The following is a 23478-nucleotide window of genomic DNA, read 5'->3' on the forward strand; positions in this document are numbered from 1 at the left end:
GAATGATTAAGATGTTTGCTGGGCTTCTAAACCCCTTTGCGGATAATGATGCCTCGTGCTTCAAGTTGCTTTATTGCTGCAGCTTTCTGCTCTTCTGTTATATTTGCTGGCCACACAACTGCATGATCTGCTAGCATTGCTATACGTGTAATGATTACTGCTTTGGTATTTTCTTTCACGTTTACATCACTTGCTATCACTCCTATAGCTGTTTGCGTACCATCTGTTGCAGTTGGATTGATAATCTTAATTACATTATCTTCAATATTACAGCCAACTACAGTACCCAAGCTTAGGTTTTGCCCCTTTGCTACTGTTATTTGGTCTCTTGAGTATAGATTTGATGCCTCATACTTTAATAGGTCACCAAGGTTATTTTGTTCGGTTATACAACTCATAAATGTTTCTCCTATGATTGTTGTCAATAAGAAATTTCATATTTTGTAAAATCTTTGAAAATCCAGTTGTTTTTAAGAGTATAGAAAATAGTTGTGAGAAACTTCCTAGCAGTAGCAATAATAGCCTTAGCAGAACCACGCTTTTTTTCACACGCTCGTAAAAACTTTTCAGATAAGGACTATAACGTATAGCAATCCAAGTACACTGTACTAAAGAAGTACGCCCAATTTTTGATCCACGTTTAGTAATTCTTCCAATTGTGCATTGTTGATTGGATTGAGAAACTCGCGGTACAACTCCAAAATAAGCTGTAAGTTTTTCAGGATTACTAAAATCATTAATATCACCAATTGTTGCAACAAAAACTGCTGCAGAAATCGCACCAATACCTTTAATGCTGATGAGATTATTAAATCCAGGAAGCTGCTGAGCAAAAGCTATAATTTCCTTTTCAAGTTTTTTGAGACTTTCTCGAATGACTTCCAGATTACTGCTAATCACTTCAATCTCAACCTTTTCCAAGTGACTCCAATCATGTTTACCAAGAGAGCATTCAAATCCCGCTTTGATTGTCAGTACTTCCTTTTTAATCTTTATTCCGTGGTAATTGAAAAGTCCATGTATTTTATTGATTAAAGATACCCGTGATTTTACTAACTGATCTCTTGTTTTAAGAAGAGAAGCTAACTGTTGGCATTGTTTGCTCTTGCATTTTGCTTCAGGCAACATATCTTTGCTGAGAAAAAAAGCAATAGCTCTTGCATCATGTTTATCTGTTTTGTTCACAGAACGACGAATAACTTCAAATTGCAAGGGAGCAACCACAACAACGCGCTTAACGTAAGGTGAAACTTCATCATAAAAGAAACAGCTATTTCCCGTTGCCTCTAAGGCTACTTCATCTGTTTCTTGAAGATTTTTGATAAAATTACCTAAATCCTGTAAGCGAAACGTTTTAATATACTCTGGTTTTTCCTGTTCTAAGTAGCAAGCAGTGAAACTATTAGTATGTAAATCAACACCTATGTAACGCATAAATCTTCTCCCTTATTGAATACTCCAACATATCAGAGTAGAATATTACCGGTTGGTCCATTCTCCTATACGCGGTCACTAAATTTTATAGGCCGCACGATGGTTTTCGGTGGCAGGGGCGATTAATCTCCTTCACGAGGTCTTTTTCCTATACTGCAAAAAGCAGAAAGGGCCTCACAAACATTTTCAATCTGCCACCTATCCACTCTGAGAAGGTATTATCTTCTCATGCTTCCAACCAAGCAATAACTATTCATACCATCTCCTTAATTGTTTTACCGCCGCTTTTGTTAGTGTTATATACGGCGGTTACAAGATTTGTTTACCGCGGTGTTTAAAGTTGCTATACGTCGCGGTGAAAACTTTATAATTGGCTATTCTGGCGGACTTGTTTACCGCGGCATTTGTAATTGCTGGTACCTAAATTTCTCAAATGCCAGATTGCGCTCGAGTTCTTGCTACCTGCATCATTAAATCTTCTGATGAACTTTGTGGTATTGTGCTCAGTATCTCTGTCTTCTTCGTTCTCTCCGCCAGTATCGACATTAATATCTCTTGGGCTTGTTTTGCGTTTACATCCTGCTCAATAAATTCTCCTATCTTCTCTGGCATCTTTGACAAATTACACAATCTTATTACCTCTAATACTTCCTTGCGGCACCTCTCATAACCTATTCGTTTTGATTCTTCCATTAACTCATCAGCATCGATGGTGTGGCCCTTATAGTTAAATTCAGCTTTACTCATATTGTTTCTCCTATCTATAAATTCAGAATATGTTATCACTTCATCAGCAAGTCCAATCTCTATTGCTTTCTCACCAAAATATAGCCCTGCTTCCGTTGATTTGATTTTTTCCGTGGAAAGATTCCTATTTCTTGCTACAAGCTCGACAAACATCTCATATAGGCGGTCTACTTCATCTTGTAAGCTTTCCACACTTTCTGATGTTATCGGCTCATGCGGATTTAAATCGTTTTTTCTCTTTCCTGCAAATACTGTGGTATATTTTATCCCCTGTTTTTCATCAAACCCACTTTGATCTATATGACTTGCTATTACTCCTATGCTTCCAACTCCTGAAGTCCTCGTTACCAATACTTTTTCAGCACTTGACGCTATTGCATACGCCGCAGAATACGCATCATCATTTGCTATTGCTACGATCTTTTTTAATCCCCTTGCTTCGTAAATAAAATCAGAAAGGTCGAATAAACCGTTTACTTCCCCTCCAGGGCTGTCTATGTCCAAAATTATTGTTTCTACTTCTTCATCTATTAAAGCTTTTTCTATCTCTTCACGTATCTTCTCATATGATGTCATTCCCAACATGTCATCAAAAGCTCCTGGTTTCTTGGTCAAAATTCCATGTATTGGTATTATTGCTATTTTTTCTACGTTGTTTTCTGCAGTGTGTTTTATGTTTTTAAACGTAGGGTGTTTTCCAGCATGTAATGACAATAATTCAAAACTCCTTTGCTCTATCATCATCGGCTTATTCATCCAATTTATTTGTGTCGTCATATGTTTTTAAAATTTTTTATTTGTGTCTGGGGCAATAAAAACCCATTTGTCATAGAAATAGAATTTTATATCATTTCAGCATTAGAATTCACATCAGAATCAAAACTTAAGCCCAGTTCACTCGCACGTCTTTGATCCTCAGCAATTTCTTGGTCTATTTCTTCTACATCATAACCTAGTTCTGAAACCACTTCCGATCGACTCTTAAATCCATTTCTCACTGCCATTTGCTGTGCTTGCTGGTCTTTTAGTGGATCTACGTAAGCACACCCTTGCGGTATCCATTTTACCTCTTTTGCTGTTTCTTTTGCCCAATTTTCACCTATGTCCAGTTCTCCAGAGAGTAGTGCTAATTCTAGCCACCTATTCCATACTGGCCGGCAAAGCTGAAATACTACCACGTTATGCTGTAACATCGCGCACTTCCTACGAAACTCTATTAACCCAGCTCTTATTGATGAATAATTGACACCACTTAGATCTCCTGTTAGCTGCTCGTAAGTTATCCCTGTGCCTACTGCTATTGCCCTAAGCTGCTGTTTCATGAATGCTTCATAACTTCCCCCAACGTCTGATGGTTCCGAGAACTTAATATCTTCTCCGGGATCAAGTAATTGCATAGTCCCAGGTTCTAAGCCAGACAGCGCTACTCCATGTTCATTACTCTCTCCTTCTCCCATGATGTTTGCTTCAGGATCAAGTCTGGTAATAAATCCCGCAAACATTGCTGCAGTCTTTTTTCTGACTAATTCCGCATCATCGTATTGATCAAGTTCATAGAGCTTTAACAGTACACTGGACAACCATGGTACTCCTCGAATCTGCCCAGGTCTTAGTGGTCTATAGATATGTAAAACATCGTTTGCTGGCACTCTAACTGATTCTCCAAACGAGCCTTCACCCGGATGTTCTCGAAAAAGGTAATACGCTTCTCTTTGCCCAAGTCGGTTAAATTCAATCCCGTTTCTAATTACATTACCATTGGCAAGGGTTTGATTGCTCTTATTGTCTAAATGCTCTGACTCAAGTACTTGTAATTGCAACGGCACACAAAGACCATCTTCTCGTTTTCTTGTTCGAAGTCTTACAAAACATTCTCCTCCTTCTATCATGCTCCTACAAACCAAAGCTTGTAACCCATAAAATCACTTACTCCACTACTGTCTGCTTCATCTGTCCATCTCAGCCATAATTCTTGCACTTTTTTCCGAAATTCTCCATCCTTGGCTTTTGATTGCGGTTTTATTCCCGTTCCAACGCAATTACTCACTATCGTATCGATTATGTTTGCCGCATAGGAGTTCTTTCTTACCATGTCACGTGACCGACTACGCAGGTGTTCAAGGCTCTGGGAAAGTAAGCTATTTATACTTCCTACTTCTGGTTGAAAGTGCAATAATCTTCTTCCTGAGCCTGACGCATCCCAGGCTGAGCTCTTGATTTTTGGTTTGCGGAATAATTGTTTGAATGATTTGAGTAACATTTAGACTATTAATTGGGCAATAAATTGTTGCGCTATTTAAAATTACGTCAAGCTGCTGGAGAAAACAAGCTGTTGACATTTTCTATTTATGCAAGAGATTCCTGCACAAATGTCTTTTCTTAATGTTTTAGTAGATCTAATATTGCCTGCTTGTAAATGTTGTCCCTGTGTCCTATTGAAACAATAGTTACTTTACGTTCTGCAGTATTTACACGATAGACGACACGATAATCATCAACTCTTATTCTTCTGTGTCCTTTTAATCTATTACGTAGCAATACACCATTACCAATGGGATCAGTTGCAAGATACTCTCTTATTGCATCTTTAATTTTTGGCTTTATAGCTTCTGGTAAGGAGGGCAAATTCCTTTTAAGAACATGCTTAAGGTATTTTATAGTGTACCGCTTATTTCCAGATGTCTTCACTATCCTCTACTTCTTCTGAATCGTCAGCATCAAGCTCCCTAACAATTTTGGAAAACGCAATGTCTTCTGCTTCAAGCTCAATTGCTTCTTTGATTAGCTTTTCTGTTAATTTTTGAACAGACTGCTTAGTTGCTTTAGCTAGTTCAATAAGATGCTGTGAAGTTTTTGGATTGAAGGTTACATTAACTCTTGAGTTTACCATATGTTTAACCAAACCTAGATGTTACACTAATTATACAGTATCTCTTTTAATTTTTCAATAAGTATTTCTTTATACAATCCCTTTGTTCGTCGAAATCACAACTCTCCTCTTTACGTCCCGGATCTCCTTTAAATACTTAACAATTGGTTAACCAATTTCCTCAGCTTTTTTCCGTTAGGATAATTTTTTCCGCATTCAATTTAAACCATTAGATGTAGTCTCCCTGCCATAACATGCTCTATAGTAACGTCTGTTAAAAACGTACTCACTTGCTCATTAAAGCTTTCTCGATCATAAGGAATATCTTGTCTTCTACCCAATTCTTCTGATGTTCTTCCTCCAGCACTCCTAATAGCACCTTCTAATTCTCTAAATGCATTGTTATTTATTCTCGGCCTTTCATTTATTCTTGGATTATTACCTTGACTGTCAAACATAATTGCACAATCTAAAGCTGTAAACTGCCTGCCATCAAGAGTCATAATAGTATCATTAATGTGATCTTCTCCTAATTGATTGACAATCTCTAATGCCCTTGTATTACTACTCCCCAAAGAAATAGACCCCATTTCTTCAAGTAGTTCTCTTTGCAATCTTTCTACATTTCCTATCATGTTACCCCTATATTTATAAATTATCTAACGTACAGTATTACATTTTCACTTGTCAATTCCTTTATTCGTTGAAATAACAATCTTTCTCTTCACACCTGCAACTTTCAGCTCAGCTTTAATGCGTTGTCTTAAGCTCAAGAGGTCATTTATCTGCACTTCTCCGTACCTAACCACGTGATCGCCATATGCAATCGATACTACTCTTTCCCCGCTCTGTAGCTTCTTTATCGCTTCTTTTACTTGAGTTAAATATTCTTGGTTGTACATCAACTTTTCTCACTCAACCATTGACTTCTTCTCACTTTTTTTGACTTTTTAGCTTTTTCACCTACTAAACTCTCCCACTTACTCTCTGGCCAACGATCAATCCCCAGGGCAATAGACGCTGCTCTTGCGTAAACTCTGCAATCTAATACTTCATTTCGGTCTCTTATCTTTTGCCACTCTTGTTTGGTATATCCTTTTACTACTTTGGTAATTAGTTGCTCTGCGGTTAGCTGCTTAAAATATTCAGGTGGATATTCGGGAAAATGACAATATCCCGGCGCCCCTTCTGTTAAAACATTCAGCAACTGAAACAATTCTGACTTTAATATCGATACTCCAACTGGCCAGAGCTTTATTCCTCTTTTTAGCTTTTGTCCGCCAACTGTTACATCTACTCTACTTGGGCTGTTAAGCGGCACTAGGGCTTTGTTTACCCCTTTCACTGCCATTACTCTTCCCGATCCTTGATGACTTCTTACCCAATTGTATACCTCCTGTGTTGCATACCCAGCATCTACCGCCATCATACTTATCATGTATTCAAGCCCATTTTCACCGATAAAATGATGATTCAAGAGCTCTGACAGTTTCCCCCATACTTCTCCACTTCCAGTATCACCTTCTAATACCTGATAGTCTATTGACCAACTCTCACGACCCATACCCCATGCTACTACTTCTGCTTCTAAGCGGTCTTTTTGTACATCAACCCCTGCCGTTAACACTATTTTTCCACCTTTTGGCACCATGCCTATCGGAAAATTTTCTCGACGCTCAAATAGTTGCTTCCAGTCTGGTACTTCTCCCTTATCTACCCAGGTTTCTCCGAGTGTTGTATTTATCCAAACTTTTAGTAATTGTTCATTTTCCTTTGCATGCAGATAATCTTCCACTGCTTGTTTCCAACTATACCAACCAACTGGGCTATACAAGCTCGATAAATGAAACCCTATTTTTGCCTCTTTTTTTCCCTCCTCCCTAGTTGCTCTCCATTCACCTCTAGCTAGCATCTCTGTTTTTTGATGGTTTTCTATTTTGCCGCTGCATTCTATACACACATAATGGGCTGTTGAGGGATCTTTATCTTTCCACTTTATCTGTGGCCATTTCAGCACCTGATAGTGATCACAATGTGGACAAGGTACAAAAAAGTATCGTTTGTCTGAACTCTCAAATTCCTTCTCTATTCTGCTTATTCCGTGAACCGTTGGTGTTGAAACTAAGAATATTTTTCTCCGCGTAAATGTATTAGTTCGGGCTATGCTGAGTAAAACTGGATCTCCTTCTCCTCCTGAATCTCCTGGATATGCATCTACTTCATCTAAAAAAAGATATCTTACCGGCATTGAACGTAAACCCACTGGACTGTTGGCACCTGTTACTACTACCGTTCCTCCGGGAAATTCCTTACTTTGTACAGTGTTGCCTGAATCTCTCGACCTTGGGTCTTTTATTTTACTCCTTAAACATGGCGTATCTTCAATGAGCGGCGCAAATCTTCCCTTTGACCAACGCTTGCCCATTTCTACTGTTGGCTGTACTACCAGCATAGGGCCTGGTGTTTGGTCGATTATATATCCTATCCAGTTATTCCCAGCTTCTGTTCCGCCTATCTGCGCTCCTTTCATGAATACCACTTTTTCGGCCGGTGAAGACGAAGATAGTGAATCCATTATTTCCTTAAGGTACGGCGTTCTCTCTGTTCTCCATTTCCCCGGCTCTGATGATGCTATCGTTGAAAGTTGACGATTTCTATCTGCCCACTCTGATACTTTGAGCAGTGGATCTGGCTTTAACCCTGTATAAAAGCTACTGCTATATATCATAATGCCATCTGCTGCAATTTTTATACTTTTACACAGCTAAGAGAAAAAGGTATTTTCCCTCTACAATAAGTATCTGCTGACGCTTTACTTAAAATCATTATTGCAACTAATATGTGAATTAGGCTCACCAAGGCGATAAGACGCTTTTTCAGTAATTTATATGTAGTCATTAAAATACACTTTGTGTCAGCTCTTCTAAAGCTGTTCTGATTTCCTCAGTCAGTGTCTCATGGATCTTCTCTGTGTCATTTATCGATGCTAGTAACGCTGAAACCCTATCTGGAATGTTAAGCAAATTATTACGGACAACTCTTGCAACATTAAATGCTTCAGTCTTTACTTCTTCTACTGAGATAAGTTCACCAATCTCAGCTTTTGCTTTTGCCTCGAGCAGTCTTCCCCGCTCCATCTCATTTTTTATCCGCGTTTTTAGCAACATCATGGAAAGTTTATTATTTCCCACTTCTTCACCTTCTGGATTTTTTCTCCTCAGTGGTTGACTTGGATCTCGTATTGCTGCCACCGCTTCATTTGCTTGTTCTCGGTCAATCAAACCATCCTCCAGCTCAACTATTCCTTTCTTTACTAAGTAACAGACGTATTGCTTTGAAACTCCTAGTTCTCTTGCCCATTCCGTCTGCGTGATTTTTCCTCCTTCCACTTTTTTCTCCCTTCTTTTACCGTTTTTCTTCTTGAATTTGGGCAAAGGTTTTGCCAGTATTGGAAAGTATCGCTTCTCTTCCCGTGTATACTTGCCAACGTTTTATGGTCACATCTACAAACGTAGGATCTAGCTCTATCGTTCTACAGATTCTTCCTGTCCTCTCACATGCAATCAACGTACTCCCAGACCCGCTAAATGGATCAAGAACTATGTCCCCTGGTCTACTGCTGTTTACTATCGCTCTCTCCATTAACTCCACTGGTTTCATCGTTGGGTGCAGTGAGTTGTACGTTGGCTTATCGTAAAACCAGAGATCACTTTGATTACGTCCTCCATGCCACTCACGCTTATTGCCATTTTTCCAACCGTAGAGTATTGTTTCGTATTGTCTTTGATAATCAGATCTTCCTAGCGTAAAATGATTCTTTGCCCAAATTATAAATGTCGACCAACGACCACCTGCTTCTTCAAATACCTTTTGCAGCGTTGCCAGCTCGGATGATGATGCACAGATGTAAATTGCACCTTTGGTGTACGCTAAAACGTGAGAACAAATGTCATACAGAAAAAGTTCGTATTTTTCACCTTGATCATCGTTTAGTATTTTTTTGTCTTCTCTTTCCTGACTGTCACCATATGCTACGTTATACGGAGGGTCACACACGGTAATATCTGCCATTTTATCGTCTAATACCGCTTTAAATGATTCAACCAGACAACTATCACCACAGTAGATTCGATGACCACCTAAAATCCATAGATCCCCTGGTTTTGTTATTTTTACCTTTTTGCTATCACCGGCTAAGTCGGAAAAATCTTCTTTTTCACTGTTTTCTCCATCTAAATCATCAAGAAAACGTTGAACCTTTTCCAGCTCAAATCCAGTCATTTTTAGGTCAAACTGCAAATCTTCTAACTCTTGAATTTCCAACTTCAAAAGATCATCGTCCCACTTTGCCCAGTTAGCTGATTGATTTGCTAGTAACCGAAAAGCTTTGGTTTGGGCTTCACTTAAGTTATCACTGAGGACTACTGGAATACTTTCCATACCCAGTTTTCTTGCTGCTTTGAGGCGTAAATGACCATCAACCACAGTGCCATCGCTTTTTGCAACTATTGGAATACGAAACCCAAATTCCCGAATAGAGGCGCACATTCTGTTTACTACATCGTCATTCTTGCGAGGGTTGCGATCATATTCGACAAGATTTTCAATAGGATAGTAGTGTGTTGCTAAGTTCATATTAGTGTATTAAATTGCTATGTTTAAATTCTTAACAAAAAGTTAATAATTAAAAAACGTCTGACGCTAGAGAAGGTCCGGGGTTTCGCTCCCAAATCAGCCTTGCTGGAGGGAAGGACCCACTTCCTATGTGCTATCTAGCATGTTAAAATCTTTACTAAAATTATTAACATAGAACATCAACGCCAAAGCATCCCCCTCATTGTCATCTTGAGGAATAAACCCTTTTCCCTTCACAGCTTCAATAACTTCACTTTTACTTGCATTACCCTTACCGGTGATAAAGCGTTTTATCGTCTTGACAGGTACACCTTGATAAGGTATATTGTTTTCCTCGCACCAAGCTGTTAAATGAGCTAGAAAGCCTCCGTAGCAATGAGCAGCATCAGTTCCAAGGTGTCTTCTTACTTCTTCAAAATACACTGCTTCAATATCTGAAAATCTTTCCCTCATCTCATTGAGCCACCTACGAAAATTTAAGAAGTGCATTCCACCTGGCTTTGTTGCATCGCTAGCTATGATGGATTAAAGATAAAAAAGATAGGGAATATCAGTAGCTTATTATTCTGGTATTTATAACAAGAACGGTCAGTGAATACCTAAATTTGAGTAAAAGAAATTTCACTACCACTCACTAATCTGGCTAAAATTCAAGAATTTCAATGCTTTAGCTATTTTCAATAGAATTAAATTTATTAATATAAATAACAAATTACTATTCTTAAATTTGATCAGATTGATTGCAAAAAAACAAGATTTTCAATAGGTTGCTTATAATCCTAACTATAGTTAGCCTTTCATAAGTAGCGATGCAACAAAGCCATTCCACCTCCGCTGAAACGATTACCATGAAAACTTTCACTCCCACTTTGAATTACTCCATCTGTAAGAATAGCCCAGCCGGTTTGTTTGCCGAGGTCGAGTGTGAGGATTGACATTTGCTATTATTTAAAACTATAAGTAGCGCTAAATATCGTCTGGTTCCTTCAAAATACGCTATGAATGGGTTTTTGTTGGCCAATGACAAGAATCTTATGCTACCTACCTTAGTTAGGACTTGGTATTATATATATTCACCGATTTTACAAAAACTGTTCACTTTTTTTTAATTTTTCTTTGCAAAGCGTAAAAAACGTGCTAAACTCACCTGTGAGTTTGCTATACAGTAATAGAATTGCTAAGAATGCCATTTATTCGAGTTCTAAGGGGTATTATATGCGTTCTTTGGTAATAGTAGTATTTGTACCCTAAAGTTGCATCTAGCCTTAAAACAAAGTTTTTACCTCATCTAAAAAAATACAAATTCTCAATTACGTAACTTACCAAAAGCCTAAATTTCTTTTGCTTCCTTCAATCTTTTCTACTCTGTTTATTTGCCGACTTTTGTGTTTGAAGCACATCTACACTCAATGCCCCTATACTCCGGATTTCTCACCACTTTTTCCGGGATTTTCTGAAAAAAAGTTAAAATAATTTGAATGCAGCTCAGAAATTAAAGAGAGCCTAAACTTTAAGAACCCGCTAAACGGAAGTCCGACCTCCTAGACACCTTACTATTTGAGTTGTTTCCATTTTGGAAATAACTGTTTACTGGAGCTGAGAAGAGGTCACATGAATTTTTGATAAAACAGATATTCCCCTCTATCCAGCTCATTAATAAGTTATAATAGCCCTCTAAAGACGTTTTAAAGAATTTAGTTGCAGTAGAGACAATTAATTGGTTAAATTCCTATTGATGATCAATGGTTTGTTTGTAAGTTATAGGAGATAGATAATGGATGAGAATAAGATTGTATTTTATACTACTCCAGGTGGAAATATAGAAATTGAAGTTTTATGCAGAGATGAAAATCTTTGGCTTACGCAAAAAAGGATGGCTGAATTATTTGATGTACAACTGCCAGCTATTAGTAAGCATATCAAGAACATATTTGAATCTGGTGAATTACAGGAAAAAGAAGTTGTTTCCACTTTTGAGGTAACCGCTGCAGACGGTAAAAATTACCCAACACAACTTTACAATTTAGATACAATTATAGCTGTTGGTTATCGAGTTAATTCTAAAAAAGCAACATTATTCAGAGTATGGGCTACAAAAGTTTTGAAGGATTTTATTATCAAAGGATTTGCTTTAGATAGTGAACGACTAAAAAACGGGAAAAAGTTTGGCAAAGACTACTTCAATGAATTACTTGAAAAAATCAGGGAAATACGAGCATCCGAACGTAGATTTTACCAGAAGATTACCGACATTTATGCCGAATGTTCTGCAGATTACGATCCAAATTCAGAAATAACAAAACAATTTTACGCAAAAGTACAAAACAAATTATATTGGGCAATTTATGGTTTAACTGCAGCAGAGTTGATATGTTCTCGGGTTGATCACAAAAAACCACATATGGGGCTAACTACATGGAAAGATGGTCCAGGTAAAAAAATTCACAAGAGTGATGTAAGTATTGCGAAAAATTACTTAACTGAAGAAGAACTAAGTGAACTAAACCACATTGTTTCGATGTATCTAGATTATGCAGAACTTCAAGCAAAAAAGAATCGGCTGATGAAAATGCAAGACTGGGCTGAAAAATTGGATGCATTTCTATTATTCAATGATTATGAAGTACTTAAAGATGCCGGTAAAGTTAGTGCTGAAGTTGCAAAAGCCCTGGCTGAAGGAGAATACGAAAAGTACAGAGTTATACAGGACAAATTACATGAATCTGATTTTGATGAATTAATTAAAGCAAGTAAAGAAAGTGAGAAAATAACTATCTAACTACAACAAAAACCAGCTTGTAGTTGAGTTATCTGTGTTTGACATCTTGTTTACCACCTTTTGTTTTAATTTTAAGGGGGGTGAAAAATTGTGTGCGCCAAGAAGTGCGTAAGGAACAGTTGGTGAAAATCCAACACGGGTAAAGCTTAGCCGGCAACCTGGAACAAACCATTATGCTGCGTAAGGTAACGAGCGTAGTAAAGCTAATGGAATGGACAACATAGGGTGCAACGAAAGTGAAGGTATTGAGTCCCGTAATTCACGCGTCATGGGGCTGACACTTTACATTTGGTGGAAGGCAACATGGGTAATAACGCTAAGGCAAGATATTACTCACCTCATCGGGATCGAAGGCCGCGTCATGTGTTGAGATGGACCTTACGTGAACTTGGGAGATCCTTTGTATTCCTGTAAGGGTACTCTGGAACAAGTCAATAAAGGCGAGGACTGGAGGAAGATGCAAAGGAAGTCGGACTAACTGATAGTACTCGGAGTGTGGGAAAGCCACATACAAGGGGAAGCGGTTAGCAATATAGTGACTGGTATAGGGATTGCTATACCAATACAACAGAGATTAGAGGAGTATGCAAGGAAAACTAAACCAGATAGCAGTAAGGGCTAAGCAAGATAAGCGAGTAAAATTTACATCATTAGTTCATTTGATTAATGAAGAGAATCTTGCAGAGTGTTATAAGGAACTAAAACGCAACAAGGCTTGTGGTATAGATCGTGTGACAGTGGAAGCTTATGGAGAAAATCTAGAAGAGAAACTTAAAACACTAGTGGATAGTATGAAGAGAAAACAATATCAACCGCTACCAGTGAAAAGGGTATACATACCCAAAGCCGGGAGCAAAGAGAAGCGCGGTCTCGGAATACCATCAACGGAAGATAAGTTGGTACAGGTAATGCTAAAGAAGATATTAGAAAATATTTATGAAGCAAACTTTATGGACAGCTCGTATGGATTTCGACCAGGAAGAAATTGTCATCAGGCGATAAACGCTCTAGATAAAGCAGTTATGCACAAACCAATTAACTATATTGTAGAAGTGGATATCAAGAAGTTCTTTGATAATGTTCAACATAAATGGCTAATGAATTGTCTAAGGGAACGAATAGCTGACCCAAATTTATTGTGGTTAATAAAACGATTTCTAAAGGCAGGAATAGTCGAAGTTGGATGTTATAAAGCAACCGATCAAGGCACACCACAAGGTGGTATAGTAAGCCCTGTATTAGCTAATATATACTTACACTATGTGCTGGACTTATGGTTTGAAAAGAAATTTAAGCCAAAAGCCAGAGGATATTTACAGCTAATAAGGTTTTGCGACGATTTTGTAGTTGGCTGCGAGAGGGAAGAAGACGCAAAAGAATTTCTAGAATTACTGAAACAAAGACTAAGTAAATTTGGGTTGGAAATAGCTGAAAATAAAACAAAAATAGTAAAGTTTGGTAAGAAAGAATGGTATCAAGCAGAAAGAGAGAAACGTAGGACGGCTAGCTTCAACTTTCTAGGATTTACACATTATTGTGGAAAAAGTCGTAATGGTAAACTTATGATGAAGCAGAAAACTTCAAAAATAAGCCTAGCCAGAAAGATTAAAGAAATCAAAGAATGGTTGAAGATGGTACGAAGTCGTATCTGTCTCAAAGATTGGTGGCAGAAACTTAAAGCCAAACTAACAGGACACTATAGCTACTTCGGAGTTAGCGGAAATTATCGGTGTTTGATTCAATTCTATCGACCGGTAACAAAGTTAGCATTTAAGTGGATAAACCGACGTAGTCAAAAGAAAAGTATGGATTGGGAACAATTTATACACTATTTAAAAGTAAATCCATTACCAAAACCAAAGGTATATGTTTCTTTATACACAGGAGCACTAGTGTGAACGCTGTATTGTGGAGCCGTGTGCGGGAAATCCGCAAGCACGGTTCTTTTGGGGAGACTATGGTTATGAGACCAAATCGCTGGTTTCAAGGTCATGAGTCTCTACCAGACCCCCTCCCTTCAGAAAGCCCTATATCTCTGCTTTTTTTGACTACTACAAAAGAAGCTTTTCTGTTGGAGACGTAAATAAACTTTGCTCTTTGTCTCCATTTTAAGCAGCAATCAAATTTTACGAGCTTCTGTCTCTTCTTCTATGGCAGTAACTTCAAACTTTTTTCCTTTAGCTTCATCTACAATTTGCTGATAAAGATTGTTTCATCACTGAGAGTTTTGCAATCAATTGCTCAGAGGTTTGCAATAAAAGTTGTTGTATTCTCATATAGTCTCCATTAACCCCTTATACTCACCACAAGTTGTTCAATCTTTTTTGAAAAATTTTCTTTGCAACCAACAAAAAAACATGATAGACTAGCTTTAGGGTTTTTTGTAATAAATAAAAATTTGAGATAAAAAATAATTTAGAAATGCCTCATAATCGATTTTTAAGCTACCTTACATGAGCAACTTAGGTCTTGGTGGTATAATTGTACCCTGAAGTCGTAGAATCGTTTTAAAACCGCATTAGCAGACCAACGTTTATTTGAGTTTTATCAGCATAAAAAAAAGATGAGAGTAAGAGCCTTTTAAAAACGCACTAATTGTATTTTTCATTAAATGTAAATATCTTAATAATATTTTGTGGCAGCCTTTCTGGACTTCTTTCTTTTTGCTGTTTAAGTTATTGTACTTTATTTGTATTTTACTATTATTTTATATTATCTATTATTATTTATTACTATTATATATATATAATATATAAGGGTTTTAGGAACGCAGAATCCGCTATACTGGCTGACTTCAGACACATAATAACTAGGAACACTTTTAGGAATAGAGGGCAAAAGGTTAGGATTCAAGCGATCTTTAGCTTCCTAGTTTCTCATTACTTATTTAGTAACCAAGGAATCAGGAATATAATTCAACCATTTGATGTCTTATCCCTTTTTAATTGAAATCATAACTTATAATAGGGTTGTGGCTCCGAAGTTAGATTGAGTAGATGGTAGATTGAATAGAGAAAATAGGGCAACTCTAAAATATTTAAAGAGCCACCCATAAAGAAAGACTTATCCTAACATTAAATTTTGCCTATAGCTAAAATCTTCAGCTCCAAGAGTGAACTTTCCTATACCACAAGCAAATGGTCCAGTTGGAATGTCAAGCCACTTATCCTCTTTTGCACCTGTAGACATTCCTTTAACTAACTGCTTTGCTTGTAAAAGTTCCTGAACTATACGCTCTAGTCGATCTCTTCCCATACTGTGGAAAATCTCAGGTAGCCTATGCCGTTGTTTATATACTCCTGTGCTTCCTGTGTGAGTAAATGGGTGTCCTGCAACAGCAGATCGTGTAATTGCATCAGTAAGACATATTTTAAGGTCTTTTTCACTAGCATTTTTAACTGTTAGTTGTATTGTTATATCTTCTAGTAGCCCTGTTTCCTGATTTCTTAGGTAAGTTCTTACAGTGCGATCAGCTAAACCATTGGCCTTCACAACTGCCCCATGAAACAAAGCATTCTGTCTTGGTGTTTCTCCTACTGCCTTAAAGATTTCTAGCCTAGCTGTATTTTCTATTGGCCAAAAAGCGTATGAGCATCTAACACCATTAACAAGAGCAGAGGTACCTCTAATTGCATCGCGTGCTTGTTCAGCAGTTAATATTGGTTTTTCTCCTTTTGGCTTTCTCATGTGATGAGCAGTAATTATCGAAGCTCCAGTACTACATGCTAAATCAGATAATAAGCACATTAGATAATCCCCTACAGCAGGATCAGCATTTATATCTGCATGGATAAATGAAGCAAGTGGATCAAATACTATCAATTTCAGATCTTTAATTTCCTCGAGCTGTTTCATTACGGATTCGAATTCAGGAGAAACTTCGACGATTTTACCACGAACATTTCTGAGTATTGTAAGTGATCCTCTGACGTTTGGCAGTGGTACAATAAATAATTTATCTTTATGTTTCAACCTTTCACACTTAGGGTCGAGTCGTTCTAAGCGGCGGTGTATCTCACTTGCATCATCTTCTGCTGAAAAAATCACTACTGATCCATGTTCAGTAACAAGTGAACCAAAGCCACACATCTGATCCTTATCACTTGCAACCTTAAGCGCTAGGTCAAGAAGAAGCATACCTTTGCCTGTATCTCCCATTGCTGCTATTATTGAAGTAACACCTAAAGGAAATAGACCTTCAACAAGAAACTTTTGCTCTGGTACCGGACCTACAAAGCGCTCTGCACTCCAATCTAAAATGTTAAGTGGCTGTTTTGTGGATCTTTTTAAACTTTTCATATTTGAAGTATCAGTAGCTGGAGTATCAATAGTAAGCAACGGAGTTGAAGCTAAAAACTCTTTGACATCTATACCTTCCTCTACACAATCAGCAGCATCCCATTTCTCAGGCTTACCTCGAGGAATTTCAAGCACAGCAAGTGATGCAACTCCGATCTCTAAAAGCTTTTTTTCAGCATTTTTTGCGTATTTATTACCTGCTTCATCATTATCTGGCCAAATGATAATATGCTTACCTTTAAGTGGTGACCAGTCTGTTTTATCAATTGGTGCGTTTGCTCCAGACATTGCTGTTGTTGCTGTGATACCTTGTTCTATCAGCGCTTCTGCACATTTTTCCCCTTCAACCAGAACAACTTTATCAGACTTTAAAATACTTGGTATGTTATAGAGAGGTCTTACTTTTGGCGCACCATACCGAGATTGTTTAACATCAAAAGGCTTATATTGCTTTTTTCCTTTAGGAGGATCAGAACGATAAATTTTTACAATGACCTGACCATTTTCATCATAATAATTCCAACTGTGGGTAATAAATTTCTCGAAGTCTTCTTCAGCCTTTGCGCATTTCTTGTTATATCCAAGACATTCACTTATAGAGGCCATCACTTCACAAAAGTCTCTCTTTGTATCTTTTCCCTGTGCACCTGCCCAAATATCAAGAACATCACCTTTCTGCCCAGTTGCAAAATCCTGCCAGAGTCCGGCTTTTCCACCAGTTAATGCTACTCTGAGGCTTTGTCCTTTGTTACCATGCACATCACCTATTCGGAATTCATCTCCATGAAAAGTTCCCCTTGGGAATAAATAAGAAAGGCATGATCTTATGTTTAATCATAGTTGTCTTTTTATTTCTTCTACATCAAATTGCTCTAATGGTTCTACAGTATTATTAAAATCATAATATTCATCATTTAAAGTATTTTTTTGTTTGACATCAGTTAAAAAATCTTGTACCATAAGTTGAAACTCCTTTTAAGATTAAGCGTTTGAAAGGTTTTTGAGTAAGGCTGTTTTGATTGGGGTCTTACTCTTTCATTATGTAAGTAAAAACTACGGTGGGGGTTCTCTTGGCAAAGCTTGAAAAGTATATTAACAAGTAAAGGAAGTCAGTTCAGGTGAAAAGTGAGGTTTTAGTATCTTCTTTCTTTTAAGGAAAAATACTCTATTATAATTCTACTACATTTTACTCACCATGTCAACCACTTAGTTTTTATTCTGTTGATATATTTAAAATAAATTAAAAAAACTAATGTTTTCTTTCTGCTATATAATTCATAATGGTGTCTTTGATAGAAAACCCTCTACTATATATATACCGGGTTTCTTATGACTTTTTCTGAAAAAATTAAAAACTTTTTTCTTTGGAGGAGTTTGGCCTACCTATTAATGATAATCTTTTCAAGCCATCTGTAAAAATGAAAAGTTTCTGAAAACGGCAATTACTTTTTGGTTCATGAATAGAATTATTAAAGATGCTTTTTATTCAAATTTTAAAGGGCATTACAGGTGCTAAAGGGTACAGTTTAAAGTGGAATCACTTTAAAACGTAATTACAGGCTTTTTGCCTACCAATGAGACATAAAGTACGAAATATAAATCTTTGTCTCTATTTTGAACTATTAGCGGTAGTTAGCTGGTTCTTTACATTAAATAACTCAGCTATATTATAGTGCATTTTTTATATTAACTAAATCTCTTAATTGATCGTTGTTAAATTCTGTAATCCAACTCTCGCCACTACTTATAGTTAGGTTTGCTAATTCCTTCTTGCTTTGAATCATCTCATCAATACGCTCTTCAAATGTACCTGTTGAAAGTAGCCTGTACACCATGACATTACGTTCTTGCCCGATACGATAGGCCCGATCTGTTGCTTGTGCTTCCACTGCTGGATTCCACCATAAATCGTAATGTATTACATGGTTTGCCGCTGTTAAATTAAGCCCTGTTCCACCAGCTTTTAAAGACACTATAAGAATGTTGGACTGGAATAAGTTTTGAAAGTCATTAATCATTGTATCACGTGCTTTTCTAGAAAGTCCTCCATGTAAAAATGGCACTTCTGATTCAAACCTTTCTTCAAGTAGCCTAGCTATAATCTCACCCATTTCAGTGTATTGAGTAAATATCAATGATTTTTCTGCAACTTCACCAATACTAATCAATATTTCCTCAAGCATCTGCATTTTACCGGATTGTTCAATACTCGCACGCTTTTTCTTGCCAAACTGTGATGGATGGTTACAAATTTGCTTTAAAGCATTGATAAGTTTAAAGATTAGTCCCTTACGTTCAATCCCTTCACTTTTTTCTATCTTCTCCATAGTTGTATCAACAACCTTTTGATAAAGCGCTGTTTGCTCTGAAGTGAGGGAACAATAACGATTGTTCTCAATTTTATCTGGTAAATCCTGAATAATGCTTTTATCACTCTTAAGCCTACGTAACATAAAAGGGCTAGTGATTTTCATAAACCTTTCTAGACAAGTTTTATCTCTTGCTTTTTCAATCGGTGTTGCAAAGCTGCTTTTAAACTGCTTAGGAGTACCAAGATAAGATTTGTTGATAAAGTCAAAAATGCTCCAATACTCAAGCAACCTATTCTCAACAGGCGTACCACTCATAGCTATCTTATGTTTTGCTGCAATAGTTTTAATTGCCTTGGTTTGTTCGGTATTAGGATTTTTTATATTTTGTGCTTCATCAATCACGAGCAAAAACCAGCGAATTTTATTAAGTTCTTTTTTATCACGACGTGCAAGACCATAGGATGTTAGAGCTACATCATAATCACTTGCCAATTCTCGATTTTGTCCGTGATAGACGAAAAGCTTTAATTCTGGTGCAAAACGTTCCATCTCTCGTTGCCAATTACTTAATATGCTTGTGGGAGCTACTACCAAGACTCTGTCCCGATCCAAAAACCCTGTATTTTTGCAACACAGAATAGCTGCTATAACCTGTAATGTTTTACCAAGACCCATATCATCAGCAATTATGCTACCAAACCCGTTTTCTATGTTCTGTACAAGCCAACTAAATCCACGTTCTTGATATGGGCGTAGTTGTGCTATTAGATTATTTGGTGTAGTAACAGGTGTGTAAGTATTAAGTTTATTAAATAAGCTTGTAAGCTGCTGGTCAAATGCTACTTTAGTTTCATTTACTTCTCCTGTTAGAGCAGCTTGCATAAGCTCTGCTTGACTTAAATAATCAGGCAATTTATCAAGTTTTTTTAATAAAGCTTCTACCTCTTTGTCATCCAAAAGGACGTACTGATCGACTATTCGCACAAGCCCTCGGGAATCTTTTAGCAATTTTTTAAATTCTGTAACGCTTAGTTTTTTATCTCCTATTGCTACTTTCCAATCAAATTTCAATAAATTTTCCAGCGTTAAAAAGCTTTCGCGATCTTCTTTTATTTTATCTTTAGTAGACAAATTAAGACTTAATTGTGGTTTTAAGATTTTTTGTAAAGATTTCGGCAAAATAACTTTGATGCCTATTGCTCTTAGTACAGGCAAGATATGCAAAAATAATGGTGCAAAATTATCTAAATTAAATGATAATGTGCTATTATCGTCAATCGACTTTTCTAGTTCAGGTATATATTCAGACAAAAGTGCAAGATCAGATAAAATACTAAGCTTTACGTTTTGATTAGAGAGTGCTTTTTCCAGCTTGATGAATGACTTCTCATCATCCAGTGATAACTGTACCTCAAGTTCAAATTTTTCATGGTGATCTTTTATCATTAAATAGAGTTTGTAAGGTTTATCTGCTAAATAAAGACGTGAAAGCCAGAGATTAATTGCTTGCGGTATTTCCTTGTTGCTAAACTCAGTAAACTTGTATGATCTTCCAGTAAAGAATAATTCAAAGATGGATTTATCTCTATGCTTATCCAGTGATGCAGGAAAGTTATCTTCTATATACCCTAAAAGGATGAGAGAGATAGCAACATTTACTTGTTCCTCTGGTTCCATAACGATTTCTTGATATTTAATCAATAGAGGCGGACAAATAGATGATATCTTGCTATGAATTTCCTTAACTGACTCATTAAACAACGCCGGAATCCACCTAATTATTACTTCTCCTCTTTTGTTTTGTAATACTTGTGGTATTAGCGCTGACTTTTCCATTAGCATATGTGCAAACTGTGAAATCATATGCATGAAGCGAAGTTCAGGGTTAAGTTTGTGGAGTAACGAACTAGGAATATCATTTAAAAATCGTGCTACATCCCTCAATACATTTCCACTGAGCCTAAATAAATTAGTTGTACCATTGCTCACTTGAGTAAGGTAATGCTGATCATCAATGAATAGTTGAAATGTTTGCCAATTCTCAATATTTCCCCATCTTTTAATAAATAGCTCCTCTTCTGATAGTTCCTTCTTAGAAGCTGGATAGTACACTAATCTTCCTGCAGGATACTTTTGCCAATGCTTATAAGCTATCTGTAAGATATTATGAAAGTTTTTTTCAAAAAAAAGTGGATTATCTGTTAAAATACTACTGATACAATCAAAAAGGTTAGGAATAGTTGATAAATCAATATCATTTAAAATTGCTTGGTTATGTATTCTAATTTTAGAACATGCCTTAAATATATCATCTATCTTTAAAATGTTTTGAGCATTTTCTAATTTTCCATTCCCAAAATCATCGATAAGTGCTGACAAATTACAATTATGAATATTAAAAATCATGAAGGGGTTTTTATCAATTTCTGCAGCAATAAGATAAATTACAGCAGCAATGTGTTTACAAGGCATAGCCCAATCAGGACAACTACAACTTGCATTCATCTCCTGCCAATTTGAAGGAAATAATTTAATCCCAAGATCATTAAGCTTATCAAACAAGCTGGCTGATAATTGTCTATTTATCAATTTAGCTAATATAGCTGGTGAAGTTTCAATAATTTGACGAATGGTCTGTTGTTCTGATGAGCTTAATTCATTGAGTATAATTTTGACTTTATATGGTTGAGGTTTTGAACCACGATATGGGTAAGATCCTGAGCTATGAACTTTAGCTGTAACTATGTGACCATTAATTTTAATACCAAAAGCTCGACCAGTATTAGCACAAGTTCTGCCACGTGGAAGACGGTTATCATAATCTATTCCGTCAAAAGACTGGAGCCACTTCTTACCCCACCATGTTCTTCCATAAATAGTCATCTTGTAAAACTATATATTTTAACCTAGATAAGCTAGATGCTGATTCTATGGACGATTTTCTCTGAATATGCAAAACTCATCTTGAACTACTACAAAATGTTAATTATAACAACAGAGAGGGCAAAAGCAATAAACACTTATATCAAAGGAAAAATTGATTAAGGGAAAAGTGAAACTTTTTAAAGGTTGTTTAATACCTTTACACCTGTGATTGTAGCACTAATGTTGTGCGATAAATGTACAGTGAAAATGTCATCAGAAGTTACCCAATTATTGAGTAGTTTTTTTTACGGCGTCAAGACTCTTGCCAGCATAGAAAATATCAGTTCCTATATAAATATCCTTATGGGCTAAAAGAAACTTCTATTGGTTGATAGAAAACAGAAAAAAACTATTTAAAAAGTATACTCAACAATATAACAAGGAAGCATAAGTTAGGAAAAGTAGTAGGCCGTTGATAAGGATTTGCCTATTTTCTCGATTAACTAGCTTTTGTATAAGTACTGATGGGTCAATATAAATGAGTAGTTCTGGGAAGCTTACTTTATCGGCTAATCTATATTAGCGTCATAGAGGATTTATATATTTCAAGCATGTTAATTATTTTTTCTGGATCATTTAGGAAACTATAGTAGACTTTACAACTCATTAATTATCACTTAACTTACCTCCTAGTAAGTTCTTGAGTTATGTATGGATAACACGTTGATAATATTAGCAGCAGGAAAAAGCAGTAGAATGAATTCACAGTACTCAAAAACACTACACCTAGTAGGAAATTTTACTCTTTTAGAGCATATAATTCACAATGCAAAACCGCTGAGTTTAAAAAGTCTATCAATTGTCATTAACAAGCCTTTTCTAAAGGAGTTAGAAAGATTTAGTACCTTAAAAGATATAATTGATAAATATAATATAAAATTGATAATTCAAGAAAATATTACAGGTACTGGCACTGCAGTTAAAATTGCCCTAGAAAGCCTGGAGCGGTTATCTGACCAAGACATAGTTTTAATACAGTACGGAGACACCCCGTTTATATCTAGTGATACAGTTATGAGAATGACTGATTGTTTAAAGTGTAATAATTTAGTTCTTCTTGGATTTAATAGTCAAGATAAGCAATATGGAAGATTAGTAATTGATGATAATGACAATGTTCAAAAAGTCTTGAAAAGTGAAGATGAAATTCTTCTTGCAAACTCTGGAATAATGGTTTCATACGCTAAAGATCTTTATACCCTAATAAAAGAAGTAAAATTTAATGATTCGACCAACGAATGTTGTCTTAATGATATAATACCCATTGCAGCAAGCAATAACTTACGTGCAGGTTATGTAGTCGCTGACGAAAAGGAAGCAATGGGGGTAAATAACAAAGAGGATTTGGTCAAAGCAGAACGTTATTTTCAGGCAAATAGAAGAAGACAACCAACCCTTCTTTCATAACTATATTTTTTTATTCATTGATCCTTAATTTAAGTTGACATTTGTTTTATACTAGTTTTATAATGCTTTTT

At 36.4% G+C, this 23478-nt stretch carries 18 protein-coding genes and 2 pseudogenes; 4 read left to right on the top strand and 16 right to left on the bottom strand.

The features are described from left to right. Positions 1-26: 26 nt before the first annotated feature. From ACQH2O_RS03040 to ACQH2O_RS03100, 13 genes and pseudogenes are all read right to left on the bottom strand, one after another. Positions 27-398 carry a head decoration protein gene (locus ACQH2O_RS03040; protein ID WP_070356777.1) on the bottom strand — a complete coding sequence of 124 codons (372 nt, stop codon included), beginning with the start codon at positions 396-398 and terminating at the stop codon, positions 27-29. 23 nt (positions 399-421) lie between these two features. Next, a protein-coding gene (locus ACQH2O_RS03045; protein ID WP_076611893.1) for an IS110-like element ISWpi14 family transposase occupies positions 422-1434 on the bottom strand; the annotation gives its coding sequence in 2 pieces (ribosomal slippage) (positions 422-546 and positions 546-1434; 1014 coding nt in all). 429 nt (positions 1435-1863) lie between these two features. Then, positions 1864-2958: a S49 family peptidase gene (locus tag ACQH2O_RS03050; protein WP_015588915.1), complete on the bottom strand. Its 1095-nt coding sequence runs from the start codon at positions 2956-2958 to the stop codon at positions 1864-1866. Between the two features lie 65 nt (positions 2959-3023). Continuing rightward, positions 3024-4441, bottom strand: a pseudogene (locus tag ACQH2O_RS03055) (phage portal protein). Positions 4442-4560: 119 nt separating this feature from the next. Next, positions 4561-4869 carry a type II toxin-antitoxin system RelE family toxin gene (locus ACQH2O_RS03060; RefSeq protein WP_010082196.1) on the bottom strand — a complete coding sequence of 103 codons (309 nt, stop codon included), beginning with the start codon at positions 4867-4869 and terminating at the stop codon, positions 4561-4563. Beyond that, a complete protein-coding gene (locus ACQH2O_RS03065) occupies positions 4850-5071 on the bottom strand; it encodes a hypothetical protein (protein ID WP_010082195.1) in 222 nt (73 codons plus the stop codon). Before ACQH2O_RS03065 ends, ACQH2O_RS03060 begins: the two co-directional genes overlap by 20 nt. 200 nt (positions 5072-5271) lie before the next feature. Further along, positions 5272-5685, bottom strand: a complete 414-nt coding sequence (locus ACQH2O_RS03070; protein ID WP_010082194.1) for a hypothetical protein — start codon at positions 5683-5685, stop codon at positions 5272-5274. Between the two features lie 45 nt (positions 5686-5730). Then, positions 5731-5952, bottom strand: a complete 222-nt coding sequence (locus tag ACQH2O_RS03075) for a gpW family head-tail joining protein (RefSeq protein WP_010082193.1) — start codon at positions 5950-5952, stop codon at positions 5731-5733. Further along, positions 5952-7778, bottom strand: coding sequence for a phage terminase large subunit family protein (locus ACQH2O_RS03080; protein ID WP_015588914.1), 1827 nt, complete (start codon positions 7776-7778; stop codon positions 5952-5954). Before ACQH2O_RS03080 ends, ACQH2O_RS03075 begins: the two co-directional genes overlap by 1 nt. A 169-nt stretch (positions 7779-7947) precedes the next feature. Continuing rightward, positions 7948-8439, bottom strand: coding sequence for a MarR family transcriptional regulator (locus tag ACQH2O_RS03085; RefSeq protein ID WP_010962472.1), 492 nt, complete (start codon positions 8437-8439; stop codon positions 7948-7950). Positions 8440-8455: 16 nt separating this feature from the next. After that, the gene (locus ACQH2O_RS03090; RefSeq protein ID WP_095742730.1) at positions 8456-9685 is read right to left on the bottom strand and encodes a DNA modification methylase; all 1230 of its coding nucleotides are present in this window, start codon (positions 9683-9685) and stop codon (positions 8456-8458) included. A 126-nt stretch (positions 9686-9811) separates the two neighbouring features. Further along, positions 9812-10180 (bottom strand): annotated as a pseudogene (locus tag ACQH2O_RS03095) (Holliday junction resolvase); the annotation flags it as partial. A gap of 302 nt (positions 10181-10482) precedes the next feature. Next, positions 10483-10623, bottom strand: a complete 141-nt coding sequence (locus ACQH2O_RS03100) for a hypothetical protein (RefSeq protein WP_010962469.1) — start codon at positions 10621-10623, stop codon at positions 10483-10485. Between the two features lie 836 nt (positions 10624-11459). Here ACQH2O_RS03100 and ACQH2O_RS03105 point away from each other — a divergent pair. The 3 genes from ACQH2O_RS03105 to ltrA all read left to right on the top strand — a co-directional run bounded on the left by ACQH2O_RS03105 (position 11460) and on the right by ltrA (position 14362). After that, the gene (locus tag ACQH2O_RS03105; protein WP_010962468.1) at positions 11460-12464 is read left to right on the top strand and encodes a virulence RhuM family protein; all 1005 of its coding nucleotides are present in this window, start codon (positions 11460-11462) and stop codon (positions 12462-12464) included. A gap of 493 nt (positions 12465-12957) precedes the next feature. Continuing rightward, positions 12958-13086, top strand: a complete 129-nt coding sequence (locus ACQH2O_RS03110; protein ID WP_255324786.1) for a hypothetical protein — start codon at positions 12958-12960, stop codon at positions 13084-13086. Continuing rightward, positions 13049-14362, top strand: a complete 1314-nt coding sequence (ltrA, locus tag ACQH2O_RS03115; protein WP_006280268.1) for a group II intron reverse transcriptase/maturase — start codon at positions 13049-13051, stop codon at positions 14360-14362. The genes ACQH2O_RS03110 and ltrA overlap by 38 nt, the downstream gene beginning before the upstream one ends. A 1165-nt stretch (positions 14363-15527) precedes the next feature. On the opposite strand, the gene ACQH2O_RS03120 is transcribed toward ltrA, so the two are convergent. The 3 genes from ACQH2O_RS03120 to ACQH2O_RS03130 all read right to left on the bottom strand — a co-directional run bounded on the left by ACQH2O_RS03120 (position 15528) and on the right by ACQH2O_RS03130 (position 21958). Next, complete coding sequence (locus ACQH2O_RS03120; RefSeq protein WP_425385380.1) at positions 15528-17591, bottom strand: AAA family ATPase; 2064 nt, start codon at positions 17589-17591, stop codon at positions 15528-15530. Between the two features lie 6 nt (positions 17592-17597). Next, positions 17598-17723 (bottom strand): hypothetical protein, encoded by a 126-nt coding sequence (locus ACQH2O_RS03125; RefSeq protein WP_425385294.1) that lies wholly within the window; start codon positions 17721-17723, stop codon positions 17598-17600. Between the two features lie 707 nt (positions 17724-18430). After that, on the bottom strand, positions 18431-21958 hold the full coding sequence (locus ACQH2O_RS03130) for a DEAD/DEAH box helicase (RefSeq protein WP_044471241.1): 3528 nt from the start codon (positions 21956-21958) through the stop codon (positions 18431-18433). A 693-nt stretch (positions 21959-22651) separates the two neighbouring features. On the opposite strand from ACQH2O_RS03130, the gene ACQH2O_RS03135 reads away from it, so the two are divergent. Then, positions 22652-23407: an NTP transferase domain-containing protein gene (locus tag ACQH2O_RS03135; protein ID WP_425385295.1), complete on the top strand. Its 756-nt coding sequence runs from the start codon at positions 22652-22654 to the stop codon at positions 23405-23407. The last annotated feature ends 71 nt before the right edge of the window (positions 23408-23478 follow it).

The organism is Wolbachia endosymbiont (group B) of Schoenobius gigantella, from assembly GCF_964031005.1.
Classification (GTDB): Bacteria; Pseudomonadota; Alphaproteobacteria; order Rickettsiales; family Anaplasmataceae; genus Wolbachia; species Wolbachia pipientis.

Excerpts from the sequence above, each read along its gene's own strand:
- ACQH2O_RS03100 (WP_010962469.1), bottom strand. The coding sequence starts at position 10,623 with ATGTCAATCCTCACACTCGACCTCGGCAAACAAACCGGCTGGGCTATT.
- ACQH2O_RS03135 (WP_425385295.1), top strand. The coding sequence starts at position 22,652 with ATGGATAACACGTTGATAATATTAGCAGCAGGAAAAAGCAGTAGAATG.
- ACQH2O_RS03105 (WP_010962468.1), top strand. The coding sequence starts at position 11,460 with ATGGATGAGAATAAGATTGTATTTTATACTACTCCAGGTGGAAATATA.
- ACQH2O_RS03040 (WP_070356777.1), bottom strand. The coding sequence starts at position 398 with ATGAGTTGTATAACCGAACAAAATAACCTTGGTGACCTATTAAAGTAT.
- ACQH2O_RS03070 (WP_010082194.1), bottom strand. The coding sequence starts at position 5,685 with ATGATAGGAAATGTAGAAAGATTGCAAAGAGAACTACTTGAAGAAATG.
- ACQH2O_RS03080 (WP_015588914.1), bottom strand. The coding sequence starts at position 7,778 with ATGATATATAGCAGTAGCTTTTATACAGGGTTAAAGCCAGATCCACTG.
- ltrA (WP_006280268.1), top strand. The coding sequence starts at position 13,049 with ATGCAAGGAAAACTAAACCAGATAGCAGTAAGGGCTAAGCAAGATAAG.
- ACQH2O_RS03090 (WP_095742730.1), bottom strand. The coding sequence starts at position 9,685 with ATGAACTTAGCAACACACTACTATCCTATTGAAAATCTTGTCGAATAT.
- ACQH2O_RS03125 (WP_425385294.1), bottom strand. The coding sequence starts at position 17,723 with ATGGTACAAGATTTTTTAACTGATGTCAAACAAAAAAATACTTTAAAT.
- ACQH2O_RS03050 (WP_015588915.1), bottom strand. The coding sequence starts at position 2,958 with ATGACGACACAAATAAATTGGATGAATAAGCCGATGATGATAGAGCAA.
- ACQH2O_RS03065 (WP_010082195.1), bottom strand. The coding sequence starts at position 5,071 with ATGGTAAACTCAAGAGTTAATGTAACCTTCAATCCAAAAACTTCACAG.
- ACQH2O_RS03075 (WP_010082193.1), bottom strand. The coding sequence starts at position 5,952 with ATGTACAACCAAGAATATTTAACTCAAGTAAAAGAAGCGATAAAGAAG.
- ACQH2O_RS03130 (WP_044471241.1), bottom strand. The coding sequence starts at position 21,958 with ATGACTATTTATGGAAGAACATGGTGGGGTAAGAAGTGGCTCCAGTCT.